This is a genomic window from Endozoicomonas sp. OPT23 (genome assembly GCF_009653635.1).
GTDB lineage: Bacteria > Pseudomonadota > Gammaproteobacteria > Pseudomonadales > Endozoicomonadaceae > Endozoicomonas_A.
This window is the reverse complement of sequence record NZ_PPFD01000005.1, coordinates 1-14,677: the sequence shown is the minus strand read 5'-3', so window position 1 is coordinate 14,677 and position 14,677 is coordinate 1. Positions and strand designations below refer to the sequence as shown.

Annotated in this window: 13 protein-coding genes; 8 read left to right on the top strand and 5 right to left on the bottom strand. The window is 46.6% G+C overall.

The features are described from left to right. Nucleotides 1-321: 321 nt before the first annotated feature. The 3 genes from EOPP23_RS11760 (at nt 322) to EOPP23_RS11750 (ending at nt 5,377) form a co-directional block, all read left to right on the top strand. Complete coding sequence (locus EOPP23_RS11760; protein ID WP_153766194.1) at nt 322-651, top strand: PBPRA1643 family SWIM/SEC-C metal-binding motif protein; 330 nt, start codon at nt 322-324, stop codon at nt 649-651. A 326-nt stretch (nt 652-977) separates the two neighbouring features. After that, nucleotides 978-2,189 (top strand): efflux RND transporter periplasmic adaptor subunit, encoded by a 1,212-nt coding sequence (locus EOPP23_RS11755; protein WP_153766193.1) that lies wholly within the window; start codon nt 978-980, stop codon nt 2,187-2,189. A gap of 14 nt (nt 2,190-2,203) precedes the next feature. After that, the gene (locus tag EOPP23_RS11750; RefSeq protein ID WP_153766192.1) at nt 2,204-5,377 is read left to right on the top strand and encodes an efflux RND transporter permease subunit; all 3,174 of its coding nucleotides are present in this window, start codon (nt 2,204-2,206) and stop codon (nt 5,375-5,377) included. Between the two features lie 46 nt (nt 5,378-5,423). On the opposite strand, the gene EOPP23_RS11745 is transcribed toward EOPP23_RS11750, so the two are convergent. Beyond that, nucleotides 5,424-5,624: a hypothetical protein gene (locus tag EOPP23_RS11745; protein ID WP_153766191.1), complete on the bottom strand. Its 201-nt coding sequence runs from the start codon at nt 5,622-5,624 to the stop codon at nt 5,424-5,426. A 158-nt stretch (nt 5,625-5,782) separates the two neighbouring features. Then, on the bottom strand, nt 5,783-6,589 hold the full coding sequence (locus EOPP23_RS11740) for a transporter substrate-binding domain-containing protein (RefSeq protein ID WP_153766190.1): 807 nt from the start codon (nt 6,587-6,589) through the stop codon (nt 5,783-5,785). Between the two features lie 140 nt (nt 6,590-6,729). Between EOPP23_RS11740 and EOPP23_RS11735 the strand changes: the two genes are divergently transcribed. The 3 genes from EOPP23_RS11735 to EOPP23_RS11725 all read left to right on the top strand — a co-directional run bounded on the left by EOPP23_RS11735 (nt 6,730) and on the right by EOPP23_RS11725 (nt 9,056). Continuing rightward, nucleotides 6,730-7,365 carry a YceH family protein gene (locus EOPP23_RS11735; RefSeq protein ID WP_153766189.1) on the top strand — a complete coding sequence of 212 codons (636 nt, stop codon included), beginning with the start codon at nt 6,730-6,732 and terminating at the stop codon, nt 7,363-7,365. A gap of 40 nt (nt 7,366-7,405) precedes the next feature. Continuing rightward, on the top strand, nt 7,406-7,906 hold the full coding sequence (locus tag EOPP23_RS11730; RefSeq protein WP_228550700.1) for a GAF domain-containing protein: 501 nt from the start codon (nt 7,406-7,408) through the stop codon (nt 7,904-7,906). 136 nt (nt 7,907-8,042) lie between these two features. Next, nucleotides 8,043-9,056 (top strand): hypothetical protein, encoded by a 1,014-nt coding sequence (locus tag EOPP23_RS11725; protein ID WP_153766188.1) that lies wholly within the window; start codon nt 8,043-8,045, stop codon nt 9,054-9,056. Between the two features lie 19 nt (nt 9,057-9,075). On the opposite strand, the gene EOPP23_RS11720 is transcribed toward EOPP23_RS11725, so the two are convergent. From EOPP23_RS11720 to EOPP23_RS11710, 3 genes are all read right to left on the bottom strand, one after another. Beyond that, complete coding sequence (locus EOPP23_RS11720; protein WP_153766187.1) at nt 9,076-9,642, bottom strand: chalcone isomerase family protein; 567 nt, start codon at nt 9,640-9,642, stop codon at nt 9,076-9,078. A 118-nt stretch (nt 9,643-9,760) separates the two neighbouring features. Next, the gene (locus tag EOPP23_RS11715) at nt 9,761-10,978 is read right to left on the bottom strand and encodes a DUF819 domain-containing protein (protein WP_153766186.1); all 1,218 of its coding nucleotides are present in this window, start codon (nt 10,976-10,978) and stop codon (nt 9,761-9,763) included. Between the two features lie 376 nt (nt 10,979-11,354). Next, on the bottom strand, nt 11,355-12,035 hold the full coding sequence (locus EOPP23_RS11710) for a hypothetical protein (protein WP_153766185.1): 681 nt from the start codon (nt 12,033-12,035) through the stop codon (nt 11,355-11,357). A gap of 189 nt (nt 12,036-12,224) precedes the next feature. Between EOPP23_RS11710 and EOPP23_RS11705 the strand changes: the two genes are divergently transcribed. Both EOPP23_RS11705 and EOPP23_RS21490 read left to right on the top strand, forming a co-directional pair. Further along, complete coding sequence (locus tag EOPP23_RS11705; RefSeq protein ID WP_153766184.1) at nt 12,225-14,144, top strand: propionyl-CoA synthetase; 1,920 nt, start codon at nt 12,225-12,227, stop codon at nt 14,142-14,144. A gap of 209 nt (nt 14,145-14,353) precedes the next feature. Further along, nucleotides 14,354-14,677 (top strand): hypothetical protein (locus EOPP23_RS21490; protein WP_228550699.1); only part of this gene is annotated, 324 nt, incomplete at its 3' end.

Below are 14,677 nucleotides of genomic sequence, written 5' to 3'. Positions count from 1 at the left end.
CAGATACGAATAATGGCACAGAGGCACAGGGAATTGTATACAGCTCCCATTATTTTTCAGATCCTGACAGAGCCTTTACTTTGACGGGTATTTCCCATGGGTTGTGCCATGCCATTGGTAATTTATTTCGGCTCGACAGAGAAAAATATCAAGGTCGATTTGTGTGATTTAAATAAAAAATAGCTAGAAATTGTATCGAATCTGGCCAGCAGGAAGTAAATCAAGTAAATTAGGTCGGTTTTACCCGCTCTCCAAACGGTGGCCGTCTTCTGGTCGACCCTCAGGAAGCCGACGATTAATCAAGAATATGGTGGGCAGTTTATGCTTTATGCCGATGGCAACCGACTGATGAACCTTGCTGACAAGCACAGTCGTGGTTTTGACAGTAAAAAGACAGCAAGACTGGGCACAGATAAGAATCCTGCCAACATTGTTGTTCAGACAGAAGAGCGACTGCAGGAGCTGGATGTCATTTTTAAGGAAAATGACTGGAAATACGTTGCTGAAGTTAATGAAGAAGCGGAAGAAAATCTGTCCGATTTGGAACTGCTGAAAAATCTGCCAACCACTAAAGTGGTTGAAAAGACACCAGGCCGAAACGATCCGTGTTCATGCGGCAGTGGCAAGAAATTCAAGAAGTGCTGTGGTTGATTAAAGTTGTTTTCTGACACTGTTTTCTAATTATAGAGTCAGCTGTAGCTTTTGGCGGCAAAGGTAGGGTTCCTGTCTTTGCCGTATTATCCTCTATCTCTGCAAGTATATTTTCTGTAAATCTTCTCACCTCTCTTTACTCACATGCCTTACAGAGCGATCATGATCGCTATCAGATTTTAAAACAGAAGTACCGTTTAGGCAGTGATCATAATTGATAACAGCTGTCGCTTAGAATGTCTCACCATTGAAGTCGCACGGTTCACTTTCTTAGCTTGAGATCTTTCATTTTTAATCAATAAATTATCATCTATGGGCAGCTAATTATGGCGAAACAAAACGGACTCCGTCAGCTGGTGGTGTCGACGGTCGTTCTGGCTATTTGTGGAGGGCTGGCATTTGGGTTATCGAACTGGTCACAACCTCCCAAGAAGAAAGCTAAATCAACCCCTTTTCCACTGGTTCAGACTCAGGTTCTGGAACAGAAGCCGGTGAGTTTCACGGTGGACAGTCAGGGTGTGGTTCAGCCTGCTATTGAAACCTCGCTGGTTGCAGAAGTAACGGGTGTGATTACTGATGTTGCGCCAGGCTTTGCCAGTGGTCGGTTGTTTAAGAAGGGGGAATTGCTGGCTCGTATTGATGACAGTGATTACCGTGTAGGGCTCAAGCAGGCCGAAGCGACACTGGCAGCAAAAAAAGCCAAACTGCAAGAAGAGATGGCCAGGTCGGAAGCAGAAAAGAAAAGCTGGCTGAGAGCGGGTCGTAAACTGGCTGATGCGCCGCCATTACTATTGCGCTTGCCCTATGTCAACGAAGCCAAAGCCAACGTTCAGGCTGCTGAGGCTCAGCTGGAGAAAGCCCGCAGGGATCTGGAACGGACTCGAGTACGTGCGCCTTATGACGGTATGGTGAAGGATCGTGAAATTAACCTTGGTCAATACATCGCTAAGGGAGCCGTGGTTGGTTCAGTGTTTTCCATAAACAGTGCCGAGGTTCGCTTGCCACTGAAGCCCGCTGACTTGATGTTTGTCCGGTTGCCTGAAGCGGGTAAAGTTATCGAGCAAACTATTCCTGTCACCTTTACTCAACAGCTGGGCAGCCAGTCAGTGACCTGGCAGGGTCAGCTGGATCGTATCGAAGGTGTTGTTGATCAACAGAGTCGCATGCACTTCGTTGTTGCCACCATTTCTGACCCTTACGGCCTGCAGTCTGATGCGGCAAAGTTGCCATTGAAAGCCGGCAGTTTTGTACGAGCCAGTATCACCGGTGGTGAGCTTGATAACCTGATTCGTGTGCCTCGTAATGTCGTATACGGGGATGGACAGGTATTGCTGGTCAATAATGACAGCAGTGTCACCTTCAGAAAAGTGACCAGTGTTTATGCGGACGAAGACAGTGTCTATATCAGTGAAGGTCTTAAAGAAGGTGATGTACTTTGCCTGACGCCTTTGGTTAGTCCTGTTGAGGGTATGCGTATCAGAGTGGACTCCGAAAGTTCGCTGGTGAATACCAATAAAACCTCTGCAGCGAAAGGTTGAATGGGAGACGTGCATTGAATACTGATACCCATACCGAACAGAAAGGCTTTATCGCCTGGTTTGCCAATAATCCGGTGGCAGCCAACCTGTTGATGATTATGATTCTGGTGGCAGGCATTATGGCCACGTTCACCATCAAAAAACGGATGTTTCCGGACTTCGCTTCTGAAACGGTTCATGTGGCTGTACCTTATCCGGGTGCCGGTACTGAAGATGTGGAGCAGGGTGTTCTGCTTAAGCTGGAAGAATCCCTGAAGGATGTCAGCGGTATTAAGGAGATCGATTCCAAGGCTCGGGAAGGTTACGGCTCATTGTCGGTGCAACTGGAATCAGGTTATGAACTTGATCAGTTGTACGACGATGTAAAATCTGCAGTAGAAAGCGTGACCAATCTGCCTGATAAAGCAGAAGATCCCCAGATCACCAAGCTGGAGTATAACGAGCAGGTGCTCTATATCTCGCTGTACGGTGATCAGGATCGATTGTCTCTGCAAAGAACAGCCGAGCAGCTGCAGACTGAGTTGCTGGAACTGCCGGAAGTTCTCAAGACCGATATTCTTGGTGATGACGATTATGAAATCTCCATTGAGGTATCAGAGCAGGCATTAAGAAAGTATGGGCTCACTTTCAATGAAGTGGCCAATGCGCTTAGGGTGTCGTCTATAGACGTAGCCGGTGGCTCGATTAAAACCCGTGACGGTGATATAGCCGTTAAAACCCGTGGTCAGGCTTATAATGGCTTCGATTTTTCTGATTTTGTGATTCGAACCAATGCGGATGGCAGCCGTCTGCACCTGTCTGATATTGCTACGATTACCGATGGCTTTGTTGAAGACGACGGTTTTATTCGTTTCAACGGTAAGGAAGCGATCGCTATTGAGATTGTTTCCGAGAAAGAGCAAAACGATATTGCGACGTCCAGGGCCGTTCATAAGTTTCTTGATGAACGAAAGGCCAGTCTGCCTGAAGGTGTCAGCGTAAAAACCTGGGGTGATCTGTCTTACTACCTTCAGGGCCGTATGGATATGATGATGGAGAATATGCTGTTTGGCGGCATATTGGTCTTCATTCTGCTCAGTTTGTTCCTTCGAATTCGTGTAGCTGTCTGGGTTATTGTTGGTATTCCGGTTTGTTTCCTTGGTGCTGTCTGGTTGATGCCCAATGCCTTTATGCCGGTGTCGATCAACGTGATCAGTTTGTTTGCCTTCATACTGGTGTTGGGGATAGTCGTCGATGACGCCATTATCATTGGTGAAAGCGTCTATACCCAGATAACGCGGCATGGGCACACCACAGAGAATGTCGTTAAAGGGGTAAAACGGGTTGTCGTACCGGCTACTTTTGGTGTTCTGACGACAATGGCTGCTTTTGTGCCGCTGCTGCTGGTTGAGGGTGGTGCTGAGCCTTTCTTTAAAGCCATCTCTCTGGTGGTGATTTTCTGTCTTATTTTCTCGTTGGTGGAATCCAAAATGATTCTTCCTGCGCATCTGGCTCATATGAAAAAGCTGGAGTCAGACAATAAGGCGCCAGGATTTACCACTCGCATTCAGATGTCCTTTTCAAAGTGGTTGGACCAGTTTGTTGAACGACGTTATCTGCCGCTGATTACTCTGGCGGTTCGTAACCGTTATGTCGCTGTCAGTGCGTTTATTGGCTTGATGATGTTGATTGTTGGTCTGCTGCAGAGCCCTCTGACTCGCTTTGCTTTCTTCCCGGAAGTGCCCAGTGAAATTCTGCGGGTGAACCTCAGTATGAACAGTGGTGCGTCAAAGGATGATCGTGATCAGGCATTGCTGAGAGTTGAGAAGGCTCTGTTTGAACTGGACAGGGATTACCGGGCTGAAACCAATGATCAGGAACATTTGCTGGAAAGCCTGATGATCTGGTCGCAGGGTGATAATGACGGTACTGCAGTTCTTGAGTTGACTAAAAATGAAGTTCGTAGCATTGGTCCGAAAGAAATTTTGAATCAGTGGCGTGAGCGCACCGGAGAAATTTCGGGCGTTAAGAAACTTAATTTTACCGCGGGCCAGCGAGCCGGTGGTGGTAAGCCTCTTCACTTCAAGTTGAGTGGCACTGACTCTGGGCAGCTGGAGGCAGCTTCTGCTGAGTTGACTCGGTATCTGAAGAGTTATGACGGCCTGTTTGATGTTGAAAACTCTGCGGAAGCATCGACCGATGAAGTGGTTCTGGATATTAAACCGGGGGCTCAGGCACTGGGGCTGAATCTTGCCGAGTTGGGTAATCAGATCCGTCAGGGCTTTTACGGCGAAGAGGTTCAGAAGATTCAGCGCGGCAAGGAAGAGGTCAGGGTTATGCTGCGCTATCCAAGAGAGGAGCGTAACGACCTGACCGATCTTGAACAGGTTCGCATTCGCACTTCTGGTGGCAACGAAGTGCCTTTCTTCCAGGTGGCCAGTATTGAAGCTGGTGAAGGTGCCAGTCTTATCAGTCGTACTGACGGTAAGCGCTCTCTGGCTGTGAGTGCTGATATTGATGTCGCCAAGGTAGAGGTAAGCACAGCGGTTGAAGATGTGATGGCAAATCTTGTACCTGACCTGAAAGGGCGTTATCCAACAGTCGAGATTGAAACCGGTGGTTCTACCCGTGAAGAGATGGACTCAATGGTTCAGTTGGCGCAACTCGGCTTGCTGGGACTGCTGCTGATTTATGCATTGATCGCTATTCCATTGAAATCCTATCTGCAACCCATGATCATTATGGGAATCATTCCTTTTGGTCTTGTGGGTGCAGTGATCGGGCACTTTATTCTGGATCTGCAAATCAGCATGATGTCGATTTTTGGTCTGATCGCTCTGGCAGGTGTACTGGTTAATGACAGCCTGATTCTGGTGGACTTTATCAATAAAGGTCGCGAAACGGGTATGTCGTTAATTGATGCGGCGACTCAAGCTGGTCGTGAGCGTTTCAGGGCGATCATACTGACATCCCTGACTACCTTTTTGGGACTGGTGCCGATTACTTTTGAGCAGAGCTTGCAGGCGCAGTTTGTTATACCAATGGCTGTATCCCTTGGCTTTGGTATCCTCTTCGGTACCGTTATAACCCTGATTCTGACGCCGACACTCTATCTGGTTGTTGAAGACTTCAAACGTGGAGCGGGAAGGCTGAAAGGCTGGGTGAAGTGGCTATGGACAGGTGAAAAGCCGGTTCTGATGAAGGACTGATTCCAGAAAGGTCTGATGAGTGGCTGTGGCAGATGCCGCAGCCCGCTCAGACAAAGTAAAGACCCAGAGCAAACAGCAGTCCGGGAACAAAAAAGCCGACCAGAGCACCGGATTCTCTATCTCCCCACTTTTTTTCGGTAACTTCACCCATAAGATAGGTGAGTGCTACCCAGATCAGAAGACACACTAGTGCCAGTGCCCAGTCCATCATATTCATACTGGCCAAAAGCTTATGCAGGTTAAACATACTCACTCCAGAAAGGCTTGTTGATATTTATGACCACCAGAAATGCCAAGGGTTCAGCTTCTTGCTGGCATTGATGATGGTTTTACCTTAGCAGGGAGGATAGACGGTAATAGGTATTGCTGCCTGAAGGCAGACAGGAGGGGGCTTGGTTGGCCCGATCAGCGATAAGAGATAGGGCTGACTTTCAGACTGTATTCCATCCATTTATAGAGACTGTCATTAATCGTATGAGCCGATTGGCCGGATTTATGACTTTTTCGGAGTTCTTCAGATATCTTCTCCAGTGGCAGTTCACAGGGTGTATTTTTGGAAACTCCGATATGGAGTTCAAAGGAGGCAATATCAACTTTCGCTTTCTCAAACCTTTGTTCAAGATTCATAAGGGAGATAAACAGGTCGCTCTGCGTATCCGGGTAGATGGCGTAATCTACCCGTCCGACATTCAGCATTAATATGCCTTGTCGCGCATGGTAGGTTCGAATAATACGCAGATTGTTGCTGGCAAAATAATCGAATTTTTCACCAAAGCTAAGCCCCTTTGGGGTTACTCCAACAAGTCCTTTCAGGTCATTCCAGCTGTTCAGGTTTTCGGATCGACCTTTTTTGACCAGAACAACGTACTTCTGTGTGTAGATGGCGGGTTCGATAAACCGAACGTTTTCTGCGAGTTCAGGAGTTTTAACCATGGCCGGATTTAAAGCAATACGTCCTGACTGCAGGTTACGGATAACTCTGTTTACCCCTCCCCGATAGTCAGAGGTTGTCTGAATGCCGAGTGAATTAAGGATACCTGTCGTTAAGTCAGTAGCTGCTCCCAAAGTTTGCTGGAAGTCTCCCCAGGAAACCGGAGGAAGATCCGGGTGTCCAGCCAGTGTAATATGTTTGCACTGATCGCTTGCTGAGCTAGTGCTTGTATAAGACAGAAAGAACAGGGCTGTGAAGGTTAGTGTTTTTATGTAAACCACAGCAGTTTCTCAAATAGTACGGTCGATATTAAATATATGTTAAGTATTATTTATGCGTTGGCAGCGATTAGAACCTAGCTGTTTTTGTGATGCAAGTCCTGCTTTGATAATTTGCCTGATCACACTATGGAGTAACAACGATGGATATGTCTCTTACTAACAACCAATGTCGTGTTATTGGCTGTTTGCTGGAAAAGGAGAGTACGACGCCGGATCAGTATCCGTTGAGTCTTAACAGTCTTGTCAGTGCCTGTAATCAGAAGAGTAATCGTGACCCTGTTATGGCGCTGACCGAGCAGGAAGTATTGGACACGGTTCAATCTCTTCTTTCACAACGTCTGGTGAGTGAAGAGCCGGGAAGTCGTGTCAGTCGTTTCCGGCATCGTTTTTGTAATACCGAATTTTCCCAGTTACAACTCTCCAGAGAACAGTCCGCTCTGATCTGTTGTTTTCTGCTTCGTGGCGCTCAAACACCTGGTGAGTTGCGAGGTCGTACAGCAAGAATGGCGGGGTTTAGTGATGTGCAATCGGTTGATGCTGAGCTTAAGGCACTTTCTGATCAGGGTATGGTCAAAGAATTACCGAGACAGGCGGGTAAGAGAGAGGTGCGTTATATGCACTTGCTGGGTGATTCGACATCTTTTCCTGATACCGAAGCGGTGCTTTCAGACAACCGGAATGCCGATCAGGCCAGAATTGCCGAGCTGGAGCATCAGGTCAAAGTGCTGGAAGCAGAAGTTAACAGGCTGACAGGCTTGCTGTCCGACAGAGACTGAGATAGTTTGCACGGTTTGGTTTAATGAAAGAGATCTCAACATGTTTGAAGCTGTAGACATGCCAGAGAATAAAGACGATTTTTACCGTCTGCTGGTGGCTCAGGCTGATGCCCTGACCAGTGGTGAAGAAGATGCATTGGCCTGCCTGGCTAATGTTTCCAGTCTGTTGTTTACATCAATGGCAAAGGTGAACTGGACAGGCTTTTACATTGTTCGTGGTGAGCAGTTGGTGCTGGGGCCATTCATGGGTAATCCGGCCTGCGTAAGAATCCCGTTGGGTCGTGGTGTTTGTGGCACTGCGGCTGCCGATGCTGAAACTCAGCTGGTGGACGATGTGGATGCTTTCCCGGGGCATATTGCCTGCGATGCAGCCAGCCGCAGTGAAGTGGTTGTTCCCTTTATCAAAGTTGGCAAGGTTCTGGCGGTGATGGATATCGACAGTCCTGAGGCTAATCGCTTTGATGAGCAGGATAAGGCTGGGCTCGAAGCTCTGGTTCGACTGCTGGAAGAAAGACTGGATTTGTCTCAGCTGGTTTACTGATATCCCATTCAAATCAAGTCAGAGGCTGCTTCTTCTGTGGCAGCCCTCTCCCGCTTTTTACCACGCCTTTCATGCTATTTACTCTACGCCCTGTTTCTGCCGATAGATCAATCAGGTGACAGGCTGGTTGAGAATCATGAGACTGAAAAAAGGTGTTGCTGGGCTTCTGGCTTTTCTGATGGCATTTATGGCTGAGGCTGAGTTGAGGTTTTTGCCAAATGTCCCCGATTACTCAGTGCTGCGAGAGTTTGAGGATGCTTTTTATCATCACTTTCGCAGTCGGCAGTTAACCATTGAAGCCATTCCAACCTACCGTCGCAGTGATTTTGAGTCTTACAGGGTAAAGGTTGCCGGCCAGCTTTATTATGTCAGGCTGGTGCCGAGTGATTGCCGAAACTGCTCTTCGCTACGGTTTGATCTGGAGTGGCAGCTGAAGAAGGAAGTTGAAACAGAGTCGCGACTTGCAGAGCTCAATATTTTCCGAATACTGCCAGAGAGTGCGGCTACCTTTGTTTTTCAGAGAAGAAGATACTACCTTGCCAGCTTTCCTGTTGTTTCTGCCGTTTCTCTGGAAGACCTCTATCGACAGGTCTGGTTCTCATCTCCCTATTCACTGACCAGTGTTCAGCAGCAGACCCTTGCCAGAGTTTTTTATCGCATTGGTCAAAGTCTGGCTGTTTTTGCTCTTGACCCATCATTGCCCTCTGAAACATCAAAAGACATTCTGAAAAGAGTGGTGAAGACTCGCTTGTCGGACAGGTCGGCAAGAAATCAGTTGTTCAATGACAAAACCGATGCCATCTTTTTTGTTGATCTCATTGCCAGCGAAGATAATCCATTGAAGCATCAGAGTGTTGAACGATTGCTCCAACAATGGCTTGGGTCATACCTCGATCTTATAGAGTTACTCAGTCGTCAAAGTAGTTTTCAATGTGGCAGACAGGCTGAATGTATAGCGGCTTCGTTTGAAGATTTTCTTAGCGGTTTTCAATCTATGTTGCCTTCTTATAACAAGCTGCTGTTGAAAAATATACTGTCAGAACTTCTTGCTGAACAGCTCGCTCTGAGATGTTCTGAGTCAAACATTTCTACTGCTTTTTGTACGGCTCGAAGCCGGGTAAGTGTGAGTCGCTACTTCCGACTTCGATGATAAGTGCTGTAGACGCACTCTAGGAGTTATCAGAGTTCATCATCGCTTTTTTAAGTTGTTCATCAATGGGGTTGTTGCCAAGCCAGACTCTCAACAGAGCTCTGCTGAAATCATCTCCTTTCAGAAGCGAAATATAGTGACCGTTTTTATAGGTTTCGACGCCTTTTCCTGGAATAAACAGCAGTTGAAAGCAGTCACCTTTATTTATTTTGTTTTTGAATAAAGTCATGGCCTTTTCCAGTCTTCCCTTGAGAGGGGCTACGTGACCATTAGTGGCTTTCTTGAGTCCTTCATTTAGCCCGATAATGAATTTTTCCGGTGTAATCATTCCGGAGATAATATCCAGCTGAACCATGACGGTGTTCTTGCCGCTGGTTACCCATTTTGGGTCATAAGACTTCTCAATCAGGTACAAGGAGCCTACGTATAGATTGAAAAGATACTGATTTCTTATGCCCGTGCCATTGAGCACCATTCTTTTGTTTTCTATAAGCACCTCTTCAGGAACTAATACTCCTGCAATAGTTCTGGCGTTTACAGGCATGTTCAGTAAAAAGGAAATAAGAACAACTGATAGATATTTCATGTGCTGGCTCGAGCGAGATCGGTGATGCTGCCAGAGAAATATAGAGGGTTCTTCATAATAAGAGGTAAAAAAAAGCCCGACAAGTTGCCGGGCTTCAAATCTATTGACTCAGATCAAATTACATAGCTATCAAAATTTTAGCCAGCATCAGAGCGGTAACGGTACCGATGGCAGAACCAAAGATGCCCATCATCAGACCCGCCGGAACCAGAGCCTTGTTGTATGTGCCTGCCAGGATTGGGGCAGATACGGAACCGCCAATGTTTGCCTGGGAAGCGATACCACAGATGTACAGGTCCAGTTTGAATACTTTCGCCATAATCAGCAGAACGACGAGGTGGAAGGCCAGAATCAGGAAGCCTGCCAGGATGTAGAATGCTGCATCGCCAAAGTCGATAGTGGAGAAGTCGGTAGAAGTAGCAATCAGACCCACGACAACGTACAGCAGTACACTGCCGACATGATCAGAACCCTTAACGGATTTCAGTGGTGTCATGCTACCGATAATGCCGGTAATGGTTGCCAGAATTACTACCCAGCCGCTGCCGCTGAAGAAGCCACGCAGTCCGGATAGGAAGTTTTCGTCAGTCAGGTTACCCGGGTTCACATACTGCTTACCCAGAACCATTACGGCACCAGCAACGGCCAGACCCAGACCGATGGTGATCATGAAATCCATGAATTCATAATCACGCTTGTCTTCGTTTTTGGTGGCGGTGATGTTGATGTGTTCAATGATCTTGTCAACGTCAGCACTGTTAGCACCGGAGAACTTGTTGAATCTCTCACGCATGGGTGCGAAAGAAATCATCAGTACCAGCCAGATAGAAGCACAGATGTTGTCCATCAGGAAAGCATAGGTCAGAGCCTGTGAACCATCGGCAACATTCAGGCCTTGCTGGGTAGCGGCCATGTTAGTGGAGCCACCAATCCAGGAAGAGGAAAGGATGGACAGTGTCTGCCATGCATCAGCTTCAAACTGGGATTTGAACGCGGTGTAAACAATAATGAAGCCAACAACGATACTGACAGTAACTGCTAGGAAGGAACCCATCAGACGTGGTCCAAGCTTGAATACATCACGAATGTCATTTTTCAGCAGCAGCAGGAATAGCATCATTGGCAGCAGGTAGTATTTCAGCTTGCCAATAAACGCTCGCATTTCCGGTGTCAGTTCCCAGATTTGCAGGGAGGCACCAATCATTCCGCCAAAGTAAATAAAGGTCAGCGCTGGAATGATTTTGAACAGACGCATCTGAAGTCTTTTCTCGCAGAACAGTACTGCTGTGATGAAAACCATCAACAGAGAAAAGAAAGTAAAAGGACTGGTTATCATTAATTAATTCCCTTGTACGACGGGCAACTCAAGTGAATTTCTTGATGTTTTTATGTCTACTCATCCTTAAGCAGGGAGTGGACCCGGGTTAATGTGATTACTCTTCAGAAAAGAAGTGTTTTGTATGTCTTTTGTATGGAACCTGTAATGAGTAAAAAAGACTGCGGTGATACTACATAGCAAAACCAACGGATAACTATAGGTAAAGTCGCCTGTCTGATTACTACCCTGTTTCGCTTGCTAGTGCGGTTGTTTCGCTATAACGATAAAGTGATGATCTATTTATCGTTATCTTCGTATTGGTGTTATTTCGTGTGGCTGTCGTATATCTACGGAGTCTTGCTGAATTATGCGAACATGAAAGTAAGCTGCACCTTTAGATAGGAAGGAAAACAAAACTGCCAATAGTATGAACAGCATTACGAATAGCACGATGATTCTTTCGAGAAATTAATTGCGCCATCATGTCCTGATTGGCGATTAATTTACCAAAGAGTCGTTCAAAACTCAGGTTGATTTCAGAGCCTGTGCCATTGGTTAAAATGAGAGGCGAGTGGTTTTCGTCATTTGCCTGCTTCAGACGCCAGAGCAGTATTTCAATGTTGCGGGCGGAATTGTGTAGCTTTTGTTCATCCAGAGAATCAGTGATAAAAAATTCTTCTTTATTGTTATAGGAAGCGTGAATCATACCTGTCAGTCCAAACATCAGGGCAAAAACCCGGTCACCGCTGAATTGGGAATCCAGACTCAGCAGTATTGCGTCGCTGCCAATGGATCCATTCAATTCTGGGCTGGATTCTAAAAGACGGTAGGTGCCAAAGAGTTGTTTAACTCGGTATTCAACGGAGAAACTGTTTTTCTCCAGCTCCCTTGGATTTCGTGCGTAGAGTTTTACCGTCAGTTCTTTTAAAAGCTGGTCAGCTGTCTTTAGATGTAGATCTGACACCATATCAATTTCTGATTTGGCCAGAGATTCAACCCTGAAAGAGTTCTTGCTGGAGCAACCAGTCAGAGTCAGAGTAAAAATAAATATTATTAGCAGCGTTCTAGTAATCATTTCTGGTCTTGTTGTTGTTTAAGTAAATTGTAGGTGTCGTGGGAGATGACGACAAGAGCTCTCTTTCAGTTGTTTCTTATCTGTTTACTTATTGCTCACTAAACCTAAAGTCTTATGGTTTGAATTACTGTGACTTGTAATCTAGGCATTTGAAGAACGCAGTAACAAAAATAATAACAGGACAGAGTCATGGGCTATCAACAACAATATCAGCAGGCCTGTAATAACCCTGAGCAGTTCTGGCTTGAACAGGCTGATCAGATTTCCTGGTTTAAAGCACCTTCCACTGCTTTGGCAAAAGATGATAATGGTGTAGACCGCTGGTTTCCTGATGGGGTGATGAATACCTCCTGGTTGGCACTGGATCACCATGTTGAGCGGGGCAGGGGAGATCAGGTTGCGCTGTATTACGATTCACCAGTCACAGCCACCAAGCGAAGCATCACTTATAAGGAGTTGCTTCAGGAAGTAGCCGTTTTTGCTGGTGCTCTGAAAAATCAAGGTGTTGAAAAAGGCGACAGGGTGATTGTTTATATGCCTATGGTGCCTCAGGCTGTTATTGCTATGCTTGCCTGCGCTCGTTTAGGAGCTATTCATTCAGTTGTTTTTGGTGGCTTTGCGCCCCATGAGCTGGCTATTCGCATCGATGATGCTCAGCCGAAAGTCGTTGTAACTGCTTCCTGTGGTGTCGAGCTGGATCGAATTCTTCCCTACAAGCCAATGGTGGATGCAGCCATTGATCAGGCAGAACACAAGCCTGAATGCGTTATTGTCCATCAGCGTACTCATTTCAAAGCGGCAGAGATGCTGGCAGGCAGGGATATTGATTGGCAAACAGTCGTGTCTGATGCCGCTCCTGTTGAATGTACACCTGTAAAAGCGACTGACCCTCTCTATATCCTTTATACGTCAGGAACCACAGGTCGGCCAAAAGGTGTTATCCGTGACAATGGTGGTCACGCTGTTGCTATGAAGTACTCAATGGAAGCCATTTATGACCAGCAACAAGGTGATGTGTTCTGGGCTGCTTCTGATGTGGGTTGGGTAGTAGGGCACTCATATATTGTCTATGGCCCATTAATTGCCGGCCTTTCATCTGTTCTCTATGAAGGTAAACCTGTTCGCACTCCGGATGCGGGGGCTTTCTGGCGAGTCTGCGAAGAATATAAAGTTAAAACACTTTTCTCGGCACCCACTGCCTTCCGGGCTGTTCGAAAAGAAGATCCTGAATGTGGACTGTCGAAAAAATTCGACCTGAGTAGCCTTAAGACTATCTTTGCTGCGGGTGAACGACTGGATCCAGCTACTTACGAATGGTTGGGCGATACGCTAAAACGTCCAGTTATTGACCACTGGTGGCAGACGGAAACAGGTTGGGCTATTGCCGGTAATCTCGTTGGAGTCGAACAGGTTCCGTGCAAGGCGGGTTCAGCAACTTATCCTATCCCGGGTTTTCAGATTGAAATTCTGAATGAATCCGGTCAGCAGTTGTCCCCAGGCGAGCAAGGTTCGGTAGCTATTAAGCTACCACTGCCTCCTGGTTGTTTACCTGGCATCTGGGGTAATCAGGCTCGTTTTGTGGATGGTTATCTCCGTGAATACCCTGGTTACTATGTTTCCGGTGATGGTGGCTGTTTTGATGAAGATGGCTATCTCTATATTATGGGGCGTACTGACGACATTATTAATGTTGCAGGGCATCGCCTCTCTACCGGAGAAATGGAAGAGATTGTTGGTCATCATGAAGCTATTGCTGAATGTGCGGTTATTGGTATTGCTGACGAGCTTCGTGGTCAGGTGCCGGTTGGCCTTTATATAGTCAAAGATGGCATTGATATTCCTGAAGATATTCTGGCCAAGGAATTGGTGCAGCTGGTTCGTGAGCAGTTGGGGGCTGTTGCCTGTTTCCGTAATGCATTGGCAGTTAAGCGTTTACCCAAAACCCGTTCAGGTAAGATTCTGCGCAAGTTAATGAGACAACTGGCGGATGGTGAGGATTACGTGATCCCAGCGACTATTGATGATCCGGCTATTATTGACGAGATTAAAGAGTCTCTGGATAAGAAAGGGCTTCTTGCTCCGCAGTTGGCTGGTGCGCCCTTGATGTAATCTCAAGCCCAATGGTTTCTATATATAAGGTGGGCAGTAATGCCTGCCTTTCTTTTTAGGTAGTCTCCACATCTTGCTATTTAAAACGCCAATCTATAAATTACATCTCCTCAACGACGCACCGCTCTTAACGAAACGTTAACGAGCAGCCCGTCAGGCAGTTATCAAATGCTTCTTTCCTCTCTCAATAACGAGAACGAAAACAGCGATTGACAACAACGGCTGACACGGTAGAATGCGCCGCCGCTGACCAAGAAAAGTTCTTCGCAAGACGAACGAGGTTAGCGAGTTGCAACCCGATTCCACGGATTCGAAAGAGTCTGAAAAAACAAACGGTTGACAACAAAAACGGTCGCGGTAATATAGCGGCCTCGCTGATCGGCACCGACGCCGATTCAGAGTTTGAATTAAGACGCTTTCGAGTGCTTCAAACAAGTTCTTTAAAAACATATCAGACAATTCGTGTGGGCGCTTGTGTGATGAATTCGGTTAATCAGTTCTTCTTCGGAAGGATTGAAAAAAATACCAACTCA